Origin of the sequence: Edaphosphingomonas haloaromaticamans, from assembly GCF_001853345.1 — a bacterium.
Classification (GTDB): domain Bacteria; phylum Pseudomonadota; class Alphaproteobacteria; order Sphingomonadales; family Sphingomonadaceae; genus Sphingomonas_E; species Sphingomonas_E fennica.
Genome location: NZ_MIPT01000002.1, coordinates 1 through 19,937, shown reverse-complemented (window position 1 = coordinate 19,937; position 19,937 = coordinate 1). Strand labels below are relative to the sequence as shown.

Annotated in this window: 18 protein-coding genes and 1 pseudogene; 7 read left to right on the top strand and 12 right to left on the bottom strand. The window is 63.9% G+C overall.

Annotated elements, in window-relative coordinates; translation table 11 throughout:
* Positions 1-38 precede the first annotated feature (38 nt).
* The 3 genes from BHE75_RS21435 (at position 39) to BHE75_RS21425 (ending at position 2,676) form a co-directional block, all read left to right on the top strand.
* Positions 39-1,574: a PAS domain-containing sensor histidine kinase gene (locus tag BHE75_RS21435; RefSeq protein WP_030089528.1), complete on the top strand. Its 1,536-nt coding sequence runs from the start codon at positions 39-41 to the stop codon at positions 1,572-1,574.
* The gene (locus tag BHE75_RS21430; RefSeq protein WP_015449255.1) at positions 1,564-2,187 is read left to right on the top strand and encodes a response regulator transcription factor; all 624 of its coding nucleotides are present in this window, start codon (positions 1,564-1,566) and stop codon (positions 2,185-2,187) included. Before BHE75_RS21435 ends, BHE75_RS21430 begins: the two co-directional genes overlap by 11 nt.
* Positions 2,188-2,268: 81 nt before the next feature.
* Positions 2,269-2,676, top strand: a complete 408-nt coding sequence (locus tag BHE75_RS21425) for a response regulator (protein ID WP_016743851.1) — start codon at positions 2,269-2,271, stop codon at positions 2,674-2,676.
* A gap of 62 nt (positions 2,677-2,738) precedes the next feature.
* Here BHE75_RS21425 and BHE75_RS25395 read toward each other — a convergent pair.
* A pseudogene (locus tag BHE75_RS25395) lies at positions 2,739-3,041 on the bottom strand (CorA family divalent cation transporter); the annotation flags it as partial.
* 611 nt (positions 3,042-3,652) lie between these two features.
* On the bottom strand, positions 3,653-4,483 hold the full coding sequence (locus BHE75_RS21415; protein ID WP_015449257.1) for an SDR family oxidoreductase: 831 nt from the start codon (positions 4,481-4,483) through the stop codon (positions 3,653-3,655).
* A gap of 69 nt (positions 4,484-4,552) precedes the next feature.
* Here BHE75_RS21415 and BHE75_RS21410 point away from each other — a divergent pair, with 69 nt between their 5' ends.
* The 4 genes from BHE75_RS21410 to BHE75_RS21395 all read left to right on the top strand — a co-directional run bounded on the left by BHE75_RS21410 (position 4,553) and on the right by BHE75_RS21395 (position 10,006).
* Complete coding sequence (locus BHE75_RS21410) at positions 4,553-5,119, top strand: TetR family transcriptional regulator (RefSeq protein WP_015449258.1); 567 nt, start codon at positions 4,553-4,555, stop codon at positions 5,117-5,119.
* Between the two features lie 738 nt (positions 5,120-5,857).
* Entirely contained in the window at positions 5,858-8,560 is a 2,703-nt protein-coding gene (locus BHE75_RS21405) for a TonB-dependent receptor domain-containing protein (protein ID WP_070936263.1), read from the top strand.
* 10 nt (positions 8,561-8,570) lie between these two features.
* On the top strand, positions 8,571-9,275 hold the full coding sequence (locus BHE75_RS21400; RefSeq protein WP_004213138.1) for a PepSY domain-containing protein: 705 nt from the start codon (positions 8,571-8,573) through the stop codon (positions 9,273-9,275).
* Positions 9,272-10,006, top strand: coding sequence for a PepSY domain-containing protein (locus BHE75_RS21395; RefSeq protein WP_004213137.1), 735 nt, complete (start codon positions 9,272-9,274; stop codon positions 10,004-10,006). The genes BHE75_RS21400 and BHE75_RS21395 overlap by 4 nt, the downstream gene beginning before the upstream one ends.
* A gap of 3 nt (positions 10,007-10,009) precedes the next feature.
* On the opposite strand, the gene hutC is transcribed toward BHE75_RS21395, so the two are convergent.
* From hutC to BHE75_RS21345, 10 genes are all read right to left on the bottom strand, one after another.
* On the bottom strand, positions 10,010-10,699 hold the full coding sequence (gene hutC / locus BHE75_RS21390) for a histidine utilization repressor (protein WP_230588639.1): 690 nt from the start codon (positions 10,697-10,699) through the stop codon (positions 10,010-10,012).
* A gap of 191 nt (positions 10,700-10,890) precedes the next feature.
* Complete coding sequence (locus BHE75_RS21385) at positions 10,891-11,328, bottom strand: DUF411 domain-containing protein (protein ID WP_004213035.1); 438 nt, start codon at positions 11,326-11,328, stop codon at positions 10,891-10,893.
* A 68-nt stretch (positions 11,329-11,396) separates the two neighbouring features.
* Entirely contained in the window at positions 11,397-12,638 is a 1,242-nt protein-coding gene (locus tag BHE75_RS21380) for an MFS transporter (RefSeq protein WP_015449261.1), read from the bottom strand.
* Positions 12,632-13,618, bottom strand: coding sequence for a copper resistance protein B (locus BHE75_RS21375; RefSeq protein WP_191225256.1), 987 nt, complete (start codon positions 13,616-13,618; stop codon positions 12,632-12,634). The genes BHE75_RS21380 and BHE75_RS21375 overlap by 7 nt, the downstream gene beginning before the upstream one ends.
* Complete coding sequence (locus BHE75_RS21370) at positions 13,615-15,321, bottom strand: copper resistance system multicopper oxidase (protein ID WP_037486761.1); 1,707 nt, start codon at positions 15,319-15,321, stop codon at positions 13,615-13,617. Before BHE75_RS21370 ends, BHE75_RS21375 begins: the two co-directional genes overlap by 4 nt.
* 25 nt (positions 15,322-15,346) lie before the next feature.
* Positions 15,347-16,372: an alcohol dehydrogenase AdhP gene (gene adhP / locus BHE75_RS21365; RefSeq protein WP_004212676.1), complete on the bottom strand. Its 1,026-nt coding sequence runs from the start codon at positions 16,370-16,372 to the stop codon at positions 15,347-15,349.
* A 26-nt stretch (positions 16,373-16,398) separates the two neighbouring features.
* Positions 16,399-17,919, bottom strand: coding sequence for an aldehyde dehydrogenase family protein (locus BHE75_RS21360; RefSeq protein WP_015449264.1), 1,521 nt, complete (start codon positions 17,917-17,919; stop codon positions 16,399-16,401).
* Positions 17,920-18,171: 252 nt separating this feature from the next.
* Positions 18,172-18,501, bottom strand: coding sequence for a hypothetical protein (locus BHE75_RS21355; RefSeq protein ID WP_004212674.1), 330 nt, complete (start codon positions 18,499-18,501; stop codon positions 18,172-18,174).
* Between the two features lie 147 nt (positions 18,502-18,648).
* Complete coding sequence (locus BHE75_RS24630) at positions 18,649-19,050, bottom strand: hypothetical protein (protein ID WP_015449265.1); 402 nt, start codon at positions 19,048-19,050, stop codon at positions 18,649-18,651.
* Between the two features lie 318 nt (positions 19,051-19,368).
* Complete coding sequence (locus BHE75_RS21345) at positions 19,369-19,659, bottom strand: hypothetical protein (protein ID WP_007406388.1); 291 nt, start codon at positions 19,657-19,659, stop codon at positions 19,369-19,371.
* Positions 19,660-19,937: the final 278 nt, after the last annotated feature.

Here is a 19,937-nt window from a genome sequence, read left to right as displayed (position 1 = left end):
CCGGATACGTGCGCCCGGCCAGGTATGTGAGCCGGCCGATGGTCGACACGAGGCGCGGGGCGGACGAGATTGCCAGGGAGGTGGTGCGGCTTGCGCCGTTGTTCCTGCGACAGGCTGGCGGCCATGTCCTGACGCTGCTCGATCCTGCCGGGATCGTGCTGAGCTATAATGAAGAAGGCGAGCGTGCCGAATGCTGGCCCCTCGATCGCGTCCTGGGACAGCCCCATGACCTGTTCTACCCGCCCGACGAGATTGCGGCCGGCCGCCCGTGCGCAGACCTGGCGGCCGCCCTTCACGAAGGCACGCTGGAGCGCGAAGCGTGGCGGGTCTGCGAGAACGGAGCGGAGTATCTCGCGCGCCTGACGATCAGCGCCCTGTTCGAAGGCGACGCACATCGAGGCTTTGCCTGCATCAGTCGCGATGTCACCGACGAGGCGGCGGTCCGGGCGTCAATCGAGACCCGCGAGCAGCATCTCCAGTCGATCCTGGCGACCGTCCCCGATGCGATGATCATCATCGACGAGACCGGCGACATCACGTCGTTCAGCGCGGCCGCCCAACGCCTGTTCGGCTATTCGGAAACCGAGCTCGTCGGCCGCAACGTCTCCTGCCTGATGCCCCAGCCCGATCGCGACCGGCATGACGAATATATCGCGCATTATCTCCAGACCGGCGAGCGCCGGATCATCGGCCTCGGCCGCGTCGTGGTCGGCCAGCGCCGCGACGGCTCGACCTTCCCGATGCAGCTGTCGGTTGGCGAGGCCGGTGAAGACGGGCAGCGGTTGTTCACCGGCTTCATCCGGGATCTCACCGCCAAGGAGCAGGATGAGCTCAGGCTCAAGGAACTGCAGGCAGAGCTGGTCCATGTCTCCCGGCTGAGCGCGATGGGCACGATGGCCTCGACCCTCGCGCATGAGCTCAACCAGCCGCTTGCCGCGGTCGCGCTCTATCTCGAGACGATCCGCGACATGCTCGACGAGCGGGACGACGAACCCTTCGTGTCGCTACGGTCGGTGATGGATGATGCGGCACAGGAAACGCTGCGGGCCGGCCATATCGTCCGGCGCCTGCGCGATTTCGTCGCCCGCGGCGAGGTCGACAAGAGCCTCCACGATCTGCCGCAGGTTGTCGCCGAGGCGAGCGAGCTCGCGCTGGTCGGTGCACGCGAGCGCGGCATCCGCAGCTTCTTCGCGGTCGATCCCGCCGCGACGCCGGTTCTCGTCGACAGGGTGCAGATCCAGCAGGTGCTGGTCAACCTGATGCGCAACGCCATCGAGGCGATGGCGGCGTGTCCTGTTCGCGACCTCAAGGTAGCGACCAGGTTGCGCCCTGACGGGCTGATCGAGGTGACCGTGGAGGATACCGGCCCCGGCATCGCCGACGAGGTCCGGGAGCAGCTCTTCACGGCGTTCAAGTCGACAAAGGCCGACGGCATGGGCCTCGGCCTTTCGATCTGCCGGACCATCATCGAAGCGCATGGGGGCCGTATCTGGATGGAGCGCCCCGACCGCGGCGGCGCGCGCTTTCATTTTACCTTGATCCATGCGCGGGCGGAGGAGGAACATGGGGGATAGACGCGTCATCCATCTGGTCGACGACGAGGAGAGCATCCGCAAGGCGGCGAGCTTTGCGCTCAAGACCGCGGGCTACGACGTCGTGACCTATGCCTCGGGCGTGGAGTTTCTCAAGGAGGCGAAGTCGGCGGCCGTCGGCTGCGTCATCCTCGACGTGCGCATGCCCGAGATGGACGGTCTCGAGATTCAGGCCGCCATGGCAGCACGCGGGGTCAATATGCCGGTCATCGTCCTGACCGGCCATGGCGACGTGTCGGTTGCGGTGCAGGCCATGAAAGGCGGCGCGGTCGACTTTCTCGAGAAGCCCTTCGAGAAAGCCGCCCTGCTCGGCGCCGTCAGCCGCGCGTTCGCGCGTCTCGACGATGTCGACCTTCGCACTCTGGAAACCTCTGAAGCCGGCGTGCGGGTCGCTGCACTGACGCCCCGGGAGCGTGAAGTGCTGGAAGGGCTGGCGAACGGCCTGCCCAATAAGACGATCGCCTATGACCTGGGCTGTTCATCGCGAACGGTCGAGGTCCATCGCGCGAGCCTGATGGCCAAGCTCGAGGTCCGCAATTTGTCCGAAGCCCTGCGGATCGCCTTTGCCGCGGGCATGGGCCGCAAGCCGAAGTGACTGCGACCTCTACGTAGCGACGGGACGAGGCGCGATATGCGATCGATGGTGCAATCGTCACACGGGTGTCCGCTTCTCGCAATGCCATCGGTCCGTTCCACTCAGCATGATGGCAGATACACCATCCTCGTCTCCGACGACGATCCCGGCGTGCGGCGTGGCCTCCAGCTGCTGCTGAGATCGCGCGGCTATGCCGTGTGGGGATATACGACCGGCCACGCGCTGTTGGCCGACCCCCGCGCGAAGGAGGCAGACTGCGTCATCCTCGACTATCGCATGCCCGACATCGACGGATTCGCGATGCTGCGTCACCTTCGCGAGATCGGATGGTCGGGACGCGCGATCATGATCTCAGGCTTTCATGACACGCTGCTGGCCTCGCGGGCCGCTGAGGCGGGCTTCGATCATGTTCTCGCAAAGCCGCTGATCGGCAGGGCTTTGCTCGAAGCGTTGGACCGGCACCGCATCGAGACGCTTCGAAAGCATTGAATTGTGGCGGCCGGCCCCCGGCAGCCTCAGCCCGGCGCGATGTGGAAAGCCGATCTGCGCCGTCAAAGCCAGTGGCTACGTTTGAACCGGATGTAGAGCCCAATGCAGACCGCAGCGATGACGCCGAGGATGACGAAATATCCCCATTGCGTCTTCAGTTCGGGCATATTCTCGAAATTCATGCCGTAGATTCCGGCAATCGCGGTAGGCACCGCGAGGATCGCAGCCCGGGCGGCAAGCTAACGGGTGATCGCACCTTGGCGCTGCTGTTCGAGCAGGTGACTCGCCTCGAACACCGAGATCAGGATGTCGCGGATGCCGGTGATGGCGCTCTCAACCCTGAGCATGTGATCGTCGAGCTTCGAAATCTGGTGGCCGTTGTCGGCACCTTCCATGGCAAGCGGGTGAAGGCCGTAATTCCCGGCGATGTCGGCAAGTTCTGTTTCGCTGGGCTGGGACATTTTGATCCACACGAAGTCATCCTTGCCGACGTGCTCGCACGCCGGATCGATCAGGGTCGCCGGCCGTAGCCGTTTGCCATTGTGACAAAGAACGGCGGCGGCGACCGGAAGCCGTGTGCCTCGCCTATTGAGACGCGCGCACAAACACTCGTCATTCTTCAAGCCCAATCGCAGGAAGAAGAAGGCGGCGCGCAGCAATTCGAGCGAGAGCTTATAGAAAATGCGGCGGAGCGTTGGGTTTCGCAGAAGGCCGCTCCCGTTCATGACGCGCGTGGCTGGGCGGCGCGCTGCCACATCAAGGGCACGCAGACTGCGAAGGTCTGCGCACCCTTGATTGGCGACCGCGAGGGTTTTCCTCTCTTGCGATGGTACCAAGCGATTGCCCGTGTGGCGCCTCTGCAATCGTGTCGGATGACTATACCTAAGTATCGGATAACGGCGCTGACGACAGGGTTGCCGGGCCCCGGTGAGGCGCGTCGCACCGCGCGGAGACGAAAGCTGGAAGACGGAAAAGCTCAACTGTCGAAAGCGACCGAGCGCGCGAGCGCTTCCTGGGACTGCAGAAAGGCGAGCCGCGATTGCAGCGCCGCCTGGACAACGCCGAAAGCGTCACCCCCCAGAGTCACGCGCAGCGGCGGATGGTCGCTGGTTGCGACATCAACGATCCCTTGCGCGATCTTTTGCGGGTCGAGCGTGTAGAGCTCGTTTCCGGCGGTCTCGAACATCTTGCGGATATGGCCGGCGGGCGTATCGCGATACGCGGCGATCTCGCTGGCGAATTGCAGATTGTGGCTGAAGCTGGTGCGCGCCCCGCCCGGCTCGATCAGTGTCACGAACAGGTTGAAGGGTTCAAGCTCCTGGCGGAGGCATTCGCTGAAGCCCTCCAGGCCCCATTTGGCCACATGATAGAGACTGCTCGTCGGAAGCGAGCCCTGACCACTAGCGCTGGAGATCTGGATGATCCGGCCGCTCCCGCGCAGCCGCATGGCGGGGACAAAGGCGCGGGTGATGTGGATGGGCGCCATGAGATTGAGCGCGATCTGGCCTTCGACCTCGGCGTCCGACATCTCTTCGGTGGCGCCGATCACGCCGCCGCCGGCGTTGTTGACCAGAATATCGACGGGTCGACGCGCCTGCGCCCGGGCCACGACCGCAGCAATATCGTCCTTGACCGTGACGTCGAGCGCTTCGACGCGCAGCTGGCTCGGATATTTCGCCGCGAGATCATCGAGGCTTTCGGGCTTGCGGGCCGTCGCGGTAAGGTCGTCGCCAGCGGCCAGGATCAGTTCGGCCAGATGGCGGCCGATGCCGCTGGACGCGCCCGTGAGAAACCAGTGATTGGACATATGTTACTCCATATATTACCAACTGGTAGGTAACTTGAAACCTGGAATGCGTCAATGCTTGGAGGTGTGATGAAGCAACGAACCCGGCGGAATGCCGCACAGAGCCGCGAGACGCTCCTGGCTGCAGCGACCGAGGAGTTCGCGTCCCATGGGCTGGCGGGCGCGCGGATCGACCGGATTGCGCAGGCGGCGGGTATCAGCAAGCCGATGCTCTACACCTATTTCGGGGACAAGGAGGCGCTCTTCGATGCCGCGCTGACGCAGGAAGTGATGGACGCGGCGCAGGCCGATCGCTTCGATCCCAATGATCTTGAGGGTTATGCGGGGCGCACCTATGACTTGCTGGTCGAACGCCCGCGCCTGTGGAGGCTGCTGACCTGGCATCATTTGGAGCGTGGCCAGGATGTTCTGATGCTCCCGGCCGGCGAGGTCCTTCTCGGGGAAAAGCTGGACGGGATCGCAGCGGCGCAGGCCGAGGGGCGGATCGTCGCCGACTTCACGCCCCTGGATGTCGTCCGGCTTGTCGCCGCCCTCACCCAGCTCTGGTGCATGACCGGAGCTGCACGCGACGCTGCCGAGCACGCGGCGCGCCGGGCGACGATCATGCGGGCGGTGGGGCGACTGCTGCGCGTGTGATCGTGCGAGGCGCGAGCTGCACGCCCGCGCGCCGACCGGGACACAGCAAGCATTTTTCGCAACCTGCCGTACTGCCCAGCGGCAAAATCAGGGCGGCTCATGCACAAGCCGGCCCGTCGGCTCCGCGGATGCGATCGACGTTCGAGGACTGCGCCGCCACTGCCGAACCGGATTGGATCATCGCCAAGTGACCCAGTGGCTGCGCGACGATCTCAGGTCGCCGGACTCGTCGCACGACGTTTCGTCAGGAGTCGTTTCATCTGCCTCAAAAGGCGAACCTGCGGCTCAATCCGGAAGAAGGCGCGACACATCCAGGAAACGAGGATCAAATGCGGTCCGCATCGGTATTACTTTCCCTGGCGCGTGCAAGCTCAGCAAAGGACTAATGTTCCCGGAGCATCTCTAGCGCTATACCTAGGTATATCACGCCGACACCAATAACATGTGATCATGCCGCTTCGCATTCTTGCCGGCCAAATGTCCCGATCATCAAATCGAAGCGTGCGAGGCTGTATTACCATATGATATTCTATCTCCTATCTCAGCAGCTTTGCAAATGAGCGCTCGCAAAAATATCTCTTCAGTCATGAGGGTTCGACGTCTGGCGTGCGTATTATAGCTATATCTATATCTAAATTTCACGAGAATAAGGTATTGGAAAAACAGGAAAAATACTGTTGACCTGTATATACAACTGATGTTGTCTGTGGCTGTTCTAAAACGTCAGGGGGATTGCACATGACCATCAGGATGGCCCTGCTCGGCAGCGCCGCCATCGTCGCGGGCTGCGCCGCGCCGGCTCTCGCTCAGGCCGATCCGACACCGCAGCCAAAAGCACAAGTCCTGGGGGATGACAGCGACATCGTCGTTACCGGCTCACGAATCCGTCGGCAGGATCTGGCCGGGGTTGGACCGGCCACCGTGGTCACCGCCGAGCAGATCCAAAATACCGGCATCGTCAATATCGAAACCGCCTTGCAGCGTTTGCCGGCCAATGCCGGCTTCGCGGGCAACCAGACATCGGCCTACTGGACCAACAACGGTTATGGCACTGCTCAGGTCAATCTGCGCGGCCTCGGCATCAAGCGCACACTCGTGCTCCTCAACGGCCGACGTCTCGTCGCGGGCGGCACCGGCGCCAATTCCTCACCCGATCTCAACATGATCCCGGTCGTGGCGCTGGCACGCACCGATGTCCTCAAGGATGGCGCGTCCGCTATCTACGGGGCCGATGCCATGGCCGGCGTGGTCAACCTTGTCACGCGCACCGATTATGAAGGCCTGGGTCTCAGCGTCCGACAAGGCATTACCGAGCGCGGCGACGGCTCCGATCTCACCGCGGACCTACTTTGGGGCATTCGCAACGATCGTGGCGGGTTCATGGCAGCAGTCACCTACCAGAAGACCAGCGCCGTCAACATGGCCTCGCGTGCGCCCTGCTCGCTCGCTGAAACGACGCCGGGCTCGCTGAGCTGCGTCAACAGCGCCTCGACGATCGGCGGACGCGCGGTGCTGCCCAACGGCCAACAGATCAACTTCAACCAGGTACCCGGAGGGAACGGGAACTTCTACGAGCCTTACAGTCCCGCCAAGCACAACTTCAACTCGAACCCGTTTCTCAATGCGGTCAGCCCAGTCGAGCGCGTCAGCACGGCCTTCTTCGCGGACTATGCGCTGACCGACGGTATCCAGGCGTTCGGCGAGTTCCTCTATACGTTCCGCAAGTCGAATCAGATCGCGACACCCGGCACGCTGCGCAATCTCTCGATACCAGCCAGCAATCCGACCAATCCGACCGGCCAGAACCTGGTCCTGGCCCAGCGCCGCCTCGCCGAACCCGGCGCGCGCCACTTCTTCCAGGAGACCGATACCTGGCAAGGCACCTTCGGGCTGCGCGGCAAGCTGGCGAACGACTGGGCCTGGGAAGTCGCGGGCAGCTTCGGGCGTAACACGGCCGTCGACGGCTCGACCAACATCGCCAATCTCGAGCGCGTCGCGAACACGCTCGACAGGAGCAAATGCTCCAGCACGGCGGGCGCGGCCATCCCCTGCGGTGACTATCTTGGGTTCGGAGACCTGACACCTCAGGTTCTGGATTATATTCTGTTCACCTCGCGCGATCGCGGAGGCAACGAACTCGGCACGGTCACGGCTGACCTCAACGGCGATCTCTTCTCCCTTCCAGCCGGCGCGGTGTCCTTCGCCACCGGCGTGGTCTATCGGCGCGAAAAAGGCTGGCGCGATCCCGACCCGTTGACGGTGCTCGGCGTGGCGAACGTCAATCAGCAGGATCCTATTTCGGGCTCGAGCACCGCCAAGGAAGCCTATCTCGAGCTATCGGTGCCGGTGCTTGCCAACACAGCTTTCGCCAAGGCGCTCACGCTCGATGGCGCAGTCCGCTACTCAGACTATAATCTCTTCGGGAGCGACTGGAATTACAAGCTCAGTGCCGACTGGGTAGTCAATGACAGCATCCGTCTGCGCGGCACTTATGGGACGGGCTTTCGCATTCCCAACGTGCCGGAGCTTTTCGGCGGCGTCTCGGAAGGCAATCTGACCACGACCGATCCCTGCTCGCGCTACACCTCCAGCGGCAACGTGACCTTGATCGCCAATTGTCAGGCGTCCGGTGTGCCGGCCAACTATACGCAGCTCGGCACCACGATCCTCACCACAGTGGGCGGTAACCAGAGCCTTCGGCCCGAAAGCTCCACGACCTGGACCGTTGGTACGGTGATATCGCCGCGCGGCATCATCCCAGGGTTGTCGCTGACGGCAGACTGGTTCGACATCAAGATCAAGGACGCGATCCGGGCCATTCCCGGCTCGACCAAGCTCGCAGTCTGCTATGCGAGCCAGAACCTGTCGCACCCGTTCTGCAGCGACTTTACGCGCAGCGCGCTGACCGGCGAGGTCACTTACCTCTCCGCCCAGCCCATCAACACCGGCCGCGAGGAGATGAATGGTCTCGATCTGGGTCTGGTGTACAGTGGTGCGGTGGGCGAGGTGAAGATCTCCTTGGATCTCAACATGACCTATCTCAACAAATATGTCGTAAACCCCTTCCCCGGCGGCGCGCCGATCTATTTCGACGGGTTTATCGGGGGCGGCAATGGCGGCTATCCGAAATGGCGTGGTTATGGCGTGCTGACGGCGGAAAAGGACGGCATCAGCGCGACCTGGTCGACACAATGGATCGGCAAGGCGACCGACTTCAACGCATCGGCCGGCGACATCGGCTACCGCACGCCGAACGTCTTCTACCACAATCTTCAGCTTGCCTTCGCGATCGACGAGAAGACACGTTTCCAGATCGGGGCCGATAATCTGTTCGACCGCAAGGCGCCCTATATCCAGAGCTTCACCGATGCCAACACCGACACGATGACCTATGATCTGCTCGGACGGCGCTTCTACGCCGGCTTCCGAACCGCGTTCTGAAGGGCAGCACATGGCAATTCGCTGGCCTTTGGTCATCCGCCGGACGCACAAGTGGCTGGCCCTGATCGTCGGCGTCCAGGTTCTGCTCTGGACGCTGACCGGCTTCTATATGGTGGCCGTCCATATCGACATCATCCATGGCGACGATCTGGTCCGCCCACCGGTCGTCGCCCCCATCGACCTTGCGAGCTTCGTCCCGCCGGCGCGGATTGTTCAATCGGCTCCCGACGCGTCCGAGATCCGCCTGCAACGGTTCATGGATCAGCCCGTCTGGCGCGCGCAAACCCCGGGTGGTCCAAGACTCTTCGATGCAGGTTCGGGACAGCCCATCCCCGATTTGAGCGAGGCACAAATCCGCGCCGCCGCTCGGCGCATCTACAGCGGCACCGGGGACATCGTCGCAGCCCGGCTGCTGACGACGGCGCCACTGGAAATGCAGGCGCGCAAGCCTCCCTATTGGCAGGTCGAATTCGATGCCTGGAACCGGCCAACCCTGTATCTCTCTCCGCAGACCGGTGAGCTGATCTCGCGCCGCCATGCGCTGTGGCGCGTGTTCGATTTCGCGTGGATGCTGCACATCATGGACTATGACGATCGCTCCGACGTCAACAATCCGCTGCTGCGCGTGGCGACCTGGAGTGCCCTTGCCATGGCGCTGGCCGGGGCTTGGCTGCTGCTTTGGTCGTTCCCGCGGCGCAGGAAGAAGAAGGCATGAAGAAAATCCGGTTCACCCCGCTCTTTTTTCGGCGCATCCACAAATGGGTCGGCCTGATCCTGGGCGTGCAGTTTCTCCTTTGGGCTCTGAGCGGCTCGATGATGGCCTTGCTCGATCAGGAGAAGGTCGGCGGACACAGTGCGCAGGCCAGCCATCAGCACGCCCTACCTGCCGGTGACTATATTGCGCCGGCAAAGCTCGCTCTTGATGGTCCCGTGCTCGGCATCGCCTTGCGGTCCCTTGCCACACGCCCCGTCTACGAGCTTCGATCCACCACGGGCACGCGGCTAATCGACGCGACGAGCGGCGCCCCGGTTCGGGTCGACGAGCAGGTCGCGCGCGACGTCGCGACGATGGTGAATGAAGCACCGATCCGCAAGGCAACGTTGCTCGCCGAACCGAATGTGGAAGCGCGCGAGCACGAAGGCACCATGTGGCGACTGGATTTCGCGGACGCAGAGAACAGCAGCGCCTACATCTCCGCCGACACCGGCCGATTCCTGGTCATGCGCGGCGACACATGGCGCACCTGGGATTTCTTCTGGATGCTCCACAATATGGACTATGTGAACCGCACCAGCTTCAATCACCCGCTGATCGTCTTCGTTGCGTTCGGTACTTTGTGGCTGTCGGGGACGGGCTTCTACCTGCTGTTTAAGAGCTTCAGTCGCGCCGACGTGCGATGGTTGCGGCGCAGGCGCAAATCGGCCGTCAAGTTGGGCGCGGGCTGATCGCTAGGTCCCAACAGAAAAAGCCGCCGATAGCTCGAACCGATTGCCCGGGTGCGTGAGCCAAGCGTGCGATACGAGACGTCCGCGACTCCAGGTTCTGCGCGTCATCATTAGCACTGGTTCTCCTTCAGCGAGGCCCAGCATTGTTCGCATGGCTGTATCCGGCATCGCCGCGCACACCCGGTGCTCTACTCGCTCGAGCGGGGCAACACGTGTCAGATATTCATTCGGCGTCGAGGCGCTGAAATCCCTCTCTCCGTAGCGTGGCGCAGCAGATGCCAGTACAAAGCGCTCCTCGACCTGAATTGGGAATTCGGTCTCGTGATGGACGATAAGCGAATGGAAGAGGCGCGTGCCCAAGCCGACTTCCAGCAGAGCTGCCCTTTCCGCATCAGCCCGTATCTCGATATTATAAATGACGCGCGCGCGATAGGCGTGGCCCCTGCCGCGCACCTCCTCCGCGATGTTGCGGATCTCGATCAGCTGCCCGATCGGCCGGGGCTCGGCGACAAAGCTGCCCCGCCCCGCCCGCCGTACCACGACACCGGCCGATTGCAGTTCCCGCAACGCCCGGTTTGCGGTCATGCGCGAGACTTTGAACGTCTCGACGAGCTCGGCCTCTGACGGCGTCTGGTCGCCGGGCTTCAGGCGACCTTCCCGGATGTCCTCGAAAATGCTGTCTTTGATCGCCACATAGCGAGGTTGCTTCTCCGCACCGGCAGCGTCGACCGCGGGTTCGCCCACAGAAGCAGCTTTCGTCCGGGGAGCGGATGCGCGGCTATGGGGGCGAGCGGGAGCATGCATCAAATGACTATACAGGTGGGGGCGAGCAAGTCCCAGTCATTCAAACAGGAAATCACCAGCGAGAGCCGAGGCGTGCGTGATCAATGCCGCGCGAAGACCTTCTGGCCCGAACTGCCGAACGACACCACCGCATAGGGTTGGCGGGCGGCGCCTGCCACTTCCATGCCCTCCGAGCCGATCGGCATCCCCGCCACCGCAATGCCTCTGACGCCTACGGGACGGGTTGCCAGCAGGCGCTTGATATCGGCGACCGGGACATGGCCCTCGATCAGATAGCCATCAACCATCGCGCTGTGGCAGGATGCCAGCGTGCCCGGCATGCCGGCCCTCCGCTGAAGCGCCCCGCGCGACGCATCGTCGCGCATGACGACCGTGCGGCCCAGCTTCGCGCGAAGCGCCTGGGCCCACTTCTCACAGCATCCACAACCCGGGTCCCGGTGGACGACGACATCATTCGCCGCAAGCGCTGCGCCGGGCAGGGCGAGGAACAGCAAGGCGGCAGAAAGACGGGTCTTCATGAACGGCTCCCGGAAGCATGCGATAGGGTTCCTAATGATCTATACGCATTGATGCCCCCTACCCCTCATCACGCTGAAGATTTCACGATGGCGCGCGGCCTCCAGGCGAGCGGCAAGGACACAAGCAGCGCCAGCGACAGACCACCAATCCCCCACAAGACTAAGTGCTGCGCCCCGGGAGCGACGACGGCGATCGCCAGCGGCGCGAGCGCCTGCCCGATGCTGGCGGCGGAATGCTGGAGACCGAGCTTCAGACCCGAAGGGGCTGCCGCACCGCTGATCCAGAAGCTGGTGACCAATCGAAGGGTTGCCGAGCTCCAGCCGGCAGCAACGATGATCCCACTGAGTTCGGCCATGCTCGCGGCGACAGGGAACAGGAAGAGCGCCGCAGCCAGCAGGCCGAGCGTCAGCCCCGCAAGCCGCCTCGGCATGGTCACCAGCCAATCGAGCCTCGCATGGAAGATCTGTGCTGCCAGCATGCCCAATCCGCAGAGACTGAGCATCCAGGCGATCTCTTCGCGGCTCAGCGAAATGACGCTCCGCGTCACCAGGAGATTGACATGCATCGCCGCCAGCCCGCCGCCCGCGACGATCGTGACGAAAAGCAGGATCAGCGTCGCGCCGAGCGTCGGCGCGGGCAGGTCTCCGCCATCGATGCAAGGTGCACACCAGCGCGGCAGACGCACGGCGCAAAGCGCCGCCCCGACGGCACCGATGCCGAAAGCGAGGATCATGAGGGGAGCGCGGGGCAGGATCGCGGCCGAGACCTCCGCCACCAGCGGACCGGCGAGATCGCCCAGAAACAAGAAGGCGGTCAGCCAGGTGAAGCGCCGCGCCTGGTCCGCGCGCTCGTTTGCGGCAAAGCTCGCGCAGAGCAAGCCCAACGGTATGATGGCGGCCGACGCCATCCCCGCCACCAGGCGCAATGCATAAAGCTCAGGCAGCCCGACGAGGCCGATCGGCGCGGTCACCAGGGCGAGGATGACCAGCGCTGCGCGCAACATCGCCCGATAGTCGACCCGGTCCGCGATCCAGCCCCAGAGCGGCGCCGCCAGCAAGGCTGCCAGGGGATGGACCGCGGTCAGGCTCGCGACATGAAAATCATGAGCGCTTGACGATAGCGCGCCACGAGCCGGGTCGACCAGTGCCGGAAGGAAGGCGAGAATGGCCGTCTGTCCCGCCGACGCCGCAGCCGCCGCGAGCAACAAGACGAAAAAGGAGGCCGGCCAGCGACCGTTGGCTTGCGATCCAGCCTTGTCACGCGGCGCGTTCGCGGTCGACCCCTCGAGTGGCCATCCGCGGATCACCACCAGGCGCGCAAGCCGATCACCAGCCTGTGTTCGGAAGGCCCTTCCCCGCGCAGGCGACGGAAATCGGCCGTGCCGTCAAATGCGCGCTCCCAGACGAAGCCGATATAGGGCGCGAACTTGCGCGACACCTCGTAGCGCAACCGTCCACTCAGCTCGACATTGCTGAAGCCGCTGCCGAGCTGCCGATCGCTCGACCGCTTCGAATAGATATTGGTCTCCACCTGCGGCGTAAGGATCAACCGATTGGTGAACAAGACCTCATAGGACGCCTTGGCGCGCGCCGCGAGACGCCCATCGGTTCCTACATAGCCGGTGAGCTGGACGTCGAACCAATAGGGCGCCAGTCCCTCGACGCCGGCGGCCAGCCAGGTGGTCGCACCCTTGCCGAGATCCTGCCTGACCCCGAGCAGCGTGCCCCAGAACGGGTTCTTGCTGTGCCACCACAGCGCCTCGACGCTGCTCTCCGGATCGAGACGTTGGTCGCGGGAGTTCTTGAGCCCCTGGCTGCGCAGCCAGAGCTTGTCATTGTCCTGACCCTTGGTGACGAGCACGGTCCAGCCCACGCCCTGACCCTCGTTGCCGCTGGTGAACTCAAGCTCATCGACAAGTATCTTGGGGATTGAGAGCTTGTCGGCCATCTCATAGCCCGGCAGCGTCGAGTTGCGGTAGCCGTCGGCATAATCGTCCGAGTTGCGCGCGTCCGGCGGGGCCTGGCCGCCCTGCATCGAGCCCATGTCCATCGTGGCGCCGTTACCGGACGCCTTCGTGTCGGTCATATCCATGCCCGGCATGTCCATGCCCGCATGGTCCTGAGAGCCTTGCGCGGAAGGAGTGTGCGGAGCGGGAGTGGCCGTTTGGGCAGGGGTGGTGGCGGGCGACGGGGGCGAGGCATCCTGCGCGAGGGCGGGGGCCGTGATCGCCGGCGCCAGGAAGAGGGCAGCGCCAAGAGCGATGCCGCGCGAGGGGAAAATCCGGATCATGCGACCACCACCTCCCGGAACATGCCGGCCGCCATGTGATAGAGCAGATGGCAATGGAAGGCCCATCGGCCCATGGCGTCGGCGGTGACGCGGAAGCTCACCCGTTGGGCGGGCTGGACCACCACCGTATGCTTGCGGACCTGGAAGGCGCCGTCCGGGCCTTCGACATCGCTCCACATGCCGTGCAGATGCATCGGATGCGCCATCATCGTGTCGTTGACGAAGGTGACGCGCAGCCGCTCGTTCGGCCTGAAATGGAGCGGCCTGGAATCGTTGAGCTTGATGCCGTCGAGCGACCAGATGAACCGTTCCATATTGCCCGTCAGATGCAGCTCGATGTCGCGCTCGGGCTCGCGCGGGTCCGGATCGCCGCCCGGCGTGCGCAAATCGGCCAGCGTCAGCACGCGCCAGCCGCGCCGGCGCAGCCCGGCGCCGGGATCGTCCAGATTGGTGCGCGGATAGTCGACGCGCATGTCGGTATTGGCGCCATATTCGGTGCGGGCGTGCCGTGCCCTGGCCGCCATCTCGGTCATGCCGTGCCCGGCATGCGCGTCGCCTCCCATTGCGCCCATCGTCGCCATCGCGCCCATCATGTCGACCGGCTCGAGCCAGGTCCGGGCCTCGAGCGGCGGCACGGCTGCCGCCATGCCCGGGGCTGGTGCGATCGTACCACGGGCATAGCCGCTCCGATCGATCGCCTGCGCGAAGATGGTGCGGGCGCCGCCCTCGGGCATGGTGAACTCGACGTCATAGGTCTCGCCCGGGCCGATCCGGAATTCCTCGACCGTGACCGGCTCGACCGGCTGCCCGTCGGTCGATACGACCGTCAGCTCGACCCCGGGGATCCGCACGTCGAAGAACGTCGCCGTCCCCGCGCCGACGAAGCGCAGGCGCACGCGCTCGCCGGGCGCGGCGATACCGGTCCAGTTGCCGGCGGGCGGCGCGCCGTTCATCAGATAGGTGTAGGTCGCGGCAGAGACATCGCTGTAGTCGGTCGGGTTCATCCGCGAGCTGTTCCACATCCGCCGCCGCTCGAGCGCCTTGCCCAAGCCCATGGTGCCGACATCCTTGAGGAAATCGCCGGCGGTCGGCTGCGCAAAATTATAGTAGCTGCTCTGCTTCTTGAGATTGAGGAAGATCTGCAGCGGCGGCTCGTCCGACCAGTCGCTGAGCACGATGCAATAGTCGCGATCGGGCGCCCGCGCCGTCGGCACCTGTTTTGGCTCCACGATGATCGCTCCATAGAGTCCCGTCTGCTCGGCGAGCGTGTGAGCGTGATACCAGTAGGTTCCGCTCTGGCGGACCTCGAAGCGATAGGTGAAGGTCTCGCCCGGCGCGATGCCGGCAAAGCTGATGCCGGGCACGCCGTCCATCTCCGCCGGCACGATGATGCCGTGCCAATGGATGCTCGACATCTCCTTGAGGCCGTTGCGTACGCGCAGCGTGACCGTGTCGCCTTCGCGCAGGCGCAGGACCGGCGCGGGCACGCTGCCGTTCACGGCGGTCGCGATACGGCGTTTGCCGGTGAAGTTGACCGGCAGCTCGGCGATCTCGAGGTCGAACTCGGTCCCGCTCAGCTCAGCGGGCAAGGTTGGTGCGGATCGCGCGAGAAGCGCCGGGGCGAAACCGGCGACCGCGCCGCCGATCGCCAGCCCCTGGACGAAACGGCGCCGCGCGATCGGCCGGATATGTAAGGGAGACATGAACTGTACTTTCGCGAAGTCGGCTTCAGGCGAGGTCGAGGACGATCCGGCCCTCGATGTCGCCATGATGCATGCGGGAGAAGACGTCGTTGATGTTCTCCAGCTTGTCTGCATGGACCGTGGCCTTGACCTTGCCCTCGCCGGCGAACGCCAGTGCCTCGAGCAGATCGAGCCGCGTGCCGACGATCGAGCCGCGCACGGTAATGCCGTTCAGCACGGTGTCGAAGATCGACAACGGGAAGTCGCCCGGCGGCAGGCCGTTGAGCGCGACCGTGCCGCCGCGCCGGACCATGCCGAGCGCCTGCTGGAACGCCTTGGGCGAAACGGCGGTCACCAGCGCCCCGTGCGCGCCGCCAATGGCTTTCTTGAGCGCTGCCGAAGGGTCCTCGTTGCGCGCGTTGACCGTCAGTGTGGCGCCAAGGCGTGTAGCGAGGTCGAGCTTGCTATCGTCGATGTCGACCGCGGCCACATTGAGACCCATGGCTCGGGCATATTGCACCGCCATGTGGCCGAGCCCGCCAATGCCGGAGACGACCACCCACTCGCCGGGTCGGGCCTCGGTGGCCTTCAATCCCTTGTAGACGGTGACGCCCGCGCAGAGGATCGGCGCAATGTCGAGGAAGTCGACATTGTCGGGAAGGTGACCAACATAGTTGGGATCGGCGAGGACATATTCGGCAAAGCTGCCATTGACCGAATAGCCGGTGTTCTGCTGTTCGTGGCAAAGCGTCTCCCAGCCACCCAGGCAATGCACGCAGTGCCCGCAGGCGGTGTAGAGCCAGGGCACACCGACCCGGTCGCCTTCCTTCACATGGGTGACGCCGGCACCAACGGCGGCGACATGCCCGACGCCCTCATGGCCAGGAATGAAGGGCGGGTTGGGCTTGACCGGCCAGTCCCCTTCTGCCGCGTGCAGGTCGGTATGGCACACGCCGGTTGCCGCAATCTTGACCAGGACCTGCCCGGGGCCGACCGTCGGGATCGGCGCGTCCTCGATGACCAGGGGCTTGCCAAATTCGCGGACGACCGCCGCCTTCATGGTTTTCGCCATGTCCGTTTCTCCTTTTAAGCGGGGGGTCAGAATAGGCCGAGCGCGTGCTCGTCATAGGAGACGAGCAGATTCTTGGTCTGCTGATAATGATCGAGCATCATCCGGTGGTTTTCACGCCCGAAGCCCGATGCCTTGTATCCGCCGAAGGCGGCATGGGCGGGGTACTGATGATAGCAGTTGGTCCAGACCCGCCCGGCCTCGATCGCGCGGCCGAGCCGGTAGGCGGTGTTGCCGCTCCGGGTCCAGACGCCCGCGCCAAGACCGTAGGCGGTGTCATTGGCAAGTGCGATCGCCTCCTCGACCGTCTTGAACGTGGTGACCGACAGGACGGGACCGAAGATCTCCTCCTGGAAGATGCGCATGTGGTTCTGACCCACGAACACGGTCGGCTGCACGAAATAGCCCTGGTCGAGCGCACCGCCCGGCAGCGCCCTGGCGCCACCGACCAGACACTGCGCGCCCTCGGCCTTGCCGATATCGATATAGCCCAGGATCTTGTGGAGCTGGTCCTCCGACGCCTGCGCGCCGACCTGGACCGACGGGTCGAGCGGATCGCCCTGGCGGATCGCGGCGACGCGCGCCACGGCGCGCTCGATGAAGCGGTCGAAGATCGACTCATGGATCAGGGCGCGCGACGGGCAGGTACAGACCTCGCCCTTGTTGAAGGCGAACAAAGTAAAGCCTTCGAGCGCCTTGTCGAAGAAGGCATCGTCCTCGTCGAGCACGTCCGCCATGAAGATGTTGGGCGACTTGCCGCCAAGCTCCATCGTCTGGGGGATCAGATGGTCCGCCGCGGCGTGCATGATCTGCTTGCCGGTGACGGTCTCGCCGGTGAACGAGACCTTGGCGATGCGCGGATTGGCGGCGATCGCCTGGCCAACGGTCCGTCCCGGGCCGGTAACGACATTGAGCACGCCGGGCGGCAGGATGTCGGCGGTGAGCTCGGCGAACATCAGCAAGGTGAGCGGCGTCTGGGATGCGGGTTTGATGACGGTGCAGTTGCCCGCCGCCAGCGCCGGGGCGATCTTCCACGCCGCCATCAGCAGCGGGAAGTTCCACGGGATGATCTGGCCGACGACGCCGAGCGGCTCGCGGAAATGATAGGCGATGGTGTCCGCATCGATCGTCGAGATGCCGCCTTCCTCCGCCCGGATGCAGCCGGCGAAGTAGCGGAAATGGTCGATCGCGAGCGGCACGTCGGCAGCGCGCGTCTCGCGGATCGGCTTGCCATTGTCGATCGTCTCGGCAAGTGCCAGCAACTCCAGATTGTCTTCGAGCCGGTCGGCGACGCGATTGAGAATCCTGGCGCGTTCGGCGGGCGCGATCCTTGCCCATTGATCCTTGGCGGCGTGCGCCGCATCGAGCGCGCGCTCGACATCTTCCGGCGTCGACAGCGCGAACTCTGCGATCTGGGCGCCATTGATCGGGCTCGTGTCGGCGAAATACTCGCCGCCCGCAGGAGCGCTCCAGCGGCCTCCGATGAAATTATCATAGCGGTGTCGGAAGGAGGCCGCCGCGTTAATGGTCCCGATCGCCTTCTCGAACATAACCTGACTCCATCTCTATCGATGGCCTGACGGAGTAATCTCTTTGCCCGGGTGGCCTATAAGTAAGTTCCGCAGAAGGTAGTCTGGTATCGGGGTCGCGGGCTTGAGGGTCAGACACGCCAACAGAGCCGATGACTATTCATCGACTCCTGAACGTATTCGCGCACGCCTGATCGGAATTATGCCGAGACAGGCGTTACTCGGCCGAGTCTTCTTTTGGCGAGGGCGGCGCTTGGCATTCCAATTCTGGCGTTACGCCCGGACGCGCTTTAGGCTCACCCAATCGCCTTTCTGAAGCGTCCCGTCCCTCACGCGGAAATGAGCATAATGGTCGTCGAAAATCTGGTCGACTTCGACATGACCGACAAGACGGCGGTGGCGCGGCGTTGCGTGATAGACTTCGAGTATCTGCCCGATGTGCGCGCCATCGGCCTTACCCAGGCAGGCCACTGTGCCGCCCGCATCCATACGGACGATCTTGCCGCGCATGAACAAGCTATGGCCGATACCCTGTGCGAGGAGCGGCGTGCTGCCAAAGAGCAGAAAGCCAACAGCAGCACCGACGCCAAGATGTTTTCGCATCGCTGTTTCCTCTGTCAAGTCAGACGCTCGGACCCGGTTTTGAAAGCTGGGAGCACGGGGCGACGCTGGGCATCGTCAAAGAACTGGCCCGCCGCGGGGGAACGGCGGGCCCTCAGCCCCTGGGGTCTGTTCTCGGGGCTGGAAACCTCACATGTCGCTCATCGGCTTGTCGGCCATGGGCTTGGCGGTCTTCTTCTTCGCCGCCGGCTTGGCCTTCTTCATCGGCATCTTGCAGCAGCCACTCTTCGCCTTACCGGCCATGCCCGAGCCGTTCGATGCAGGCGAGCCGCCGGACATGCCGGCCATCCCCGACATGCCCTGTTGATCCTGCTGGGCCGGTTGCCCCTGCTGCTTCTGCGCGCCGGCCTGATGATCCTTCATCATCTGATCGTGCATCTGCTGCCCGCCATGATCCATGCCCTGCTGGTGGGCATGGGCCGGCGCAGCCTGCGCGGGCGCGGGCGTCGACTGGGCGAGAGCGGTGCCGGCGGCGAAGGTTAGCGTCGCGAAGAGGCTGACGGGCGCCGCGAGAAATGTCGTCTGTCGCATTGAGGGTCTCCGAGTGTTCTTCCTGTTGCCCGATCGACGTTCCGATCCCGGCAATTCCGAAGCTTCAATGCTGCTAGCGAGACGCTGTCTGTATACGTAAGTTACGAATCGAAATCCGATCGGCCGTGTGCCTGCTGGAGCAGGCGCGTAAAATGATGATCCGGGATCGATCAAAAATGTGACCCGGCCTGGTTTTCTCGTCCTGAGACCGGCCAGAAAAGCGATTGGCCCGCCGTGGGAACGGCGGACCAAGGCTTCGGTTGAAAGCGGCCATGATCTTGTCCGTCAACCTTGTCGTCTGATGGAATGATGGCAGGGTCAGCAACCACCGTCCGACCTGTGTGACATGCCGGAGGCGCCGTCCTGGTCCTGCGAATCCCGCATCGCCATTCGATGGCCCTGCATCATCTGGCCGTGCATCTGCTCCTTACCGTGAGCCATGCCCTGCATGTGGGCAGGATCGGGCTGGGCAGGCGCCGGCCTGGCCTTGAGGGTCTCCTCAAGATCGGGCATGCCCGGCGGCATCCCGTCCGCCAGCACCGGTCCGGCACTGACGGCGAGGAAGCCGAGAGCTGCGAGCGAAGCGATCATTGCCGTCTTCTTGCGCAAGTATCCATTCCTTCAAGTCTGGGTTTCCCGTTCGATCGAGCATATGCCCGGTCGATTGTCGCCCCTTCCGGAGCTTGCCCGTGAAATGGTGTCACCTTCCGCCTTGCTGTATACGTAATGTGCGAAGTCCGTCTCTGAGATGGCCATAAATTATCGCACTGGCATCGTTGTTGTGCCGATGTGTAAGAGTCTGATTCAAAACTATCGGGCCTGATTTCATGCTCTTGCGATGCGGCGAGTAAGGAGCTGGATCGAGGCGATGAACAGCCACGCGGTTG

Coding starts and splice junctions, on each gene's coding strand:
- BHE75_RS21425 (WP_016743851.1), top strand. CDS start 2,269: ATGCCATCGGTCCGTTCCACTCAGCATGATGGCAGATACACCATCCTC.
- BHE75_RS21400 (WP_004213138.1), top strand. CDS start 8,571: ATGGCAATTCGCTGGCCTTTGGTCATCCGCCGGACGCACAAGTGGCTG.
- BHE75_RS24630 (WP_015449265.1), bottom strand. CDS start 19,050: ATGCGACAGACGACATTTCTCGCGGCGCCCGTCAGCCTCTTCGCGACG.
- BHE75_RS21435 (WP_030089528.1), top strand. CDS start 39: ATGGTCGACACGAGGCGCGGGGCGGACGAGATTGCCAGGGAGGTGGTG.
- adhP (WP_004212676.1), bottom strand. CDS start 16,372: ATGGCGAAAACCATGAAGGCGGCGGTCGTCCGCGAATTTGGCAAGCCC.
- BHE75_RS21405 (WP_070936263.1), top strand. CDS start 5,858: ATGACCATCAGGATGGCCCTGCTCGGCAGCGCCGCCATCGTCGCGGGC.
- BHE75_RS21355 (WP_004212674.1), bottom strand. CDS start 18,501: ATGCGAAAACATCTTGGCGTCGGTGCTGCTGTTGGCTTTCTGCTCTTT.
- BHE75_RS21430 (WP_015449255.1), top strand. CDS start 1,564: ATGGGGGATAGACGCGTCATCCATCTGGTCGACGACGAGGAGAGCATC.
- BHE75_RS21375 (WP_191225256.1), bottom strand. CDS start 13,618: ATGATCCGGATTTTCCCCTCGCGCGGCATCGCTCTTGGCGCTGCCCTC.
- BHE75_RS21385 (WP_004213035.1), bottom strand. CDS start 11,328: ATGAAGACCCGTCTTTCTGCCGCCTTGCTGTTCCTCGCCCTGCCCGGC.
- BHE75_RS21395 (WP_004213137.1), top strand. CDS start 9,272: ATGAAGAAAATCCGGTTCACCCCGCTCTTTTTTCGGCGCATCCACAAA.
- BHE75_RS21415 (WP_015449257.1), bottom strand. CDS start 4,483: ATGTCCAATCACTGGTTTCTCACGGGCGCGTCCAGCGGCATCGGCCGC.
- BHE75_RS21370 (WP_037486761.1), bottom strand. CDS start 15,321: ATGTCTCCCTTACATATCCGGCCGATCGCGCGGCGCCGTTTCGTCCAG.
- BHE75_RS21410 (WP_015449258.1), top strand. CDS start 4,553: ATGAAGCAACGAACCCGGCGGAATGCCGCACAGAGCCGCGAGACGCTC.
- BHE75_RS21360 (WP_015449264.1), bottom strand. CDS start 17,919: ATGTTCGAGAAGGCGATCGGGACCATTAACGCGGCGGCCTCCTTCCGA.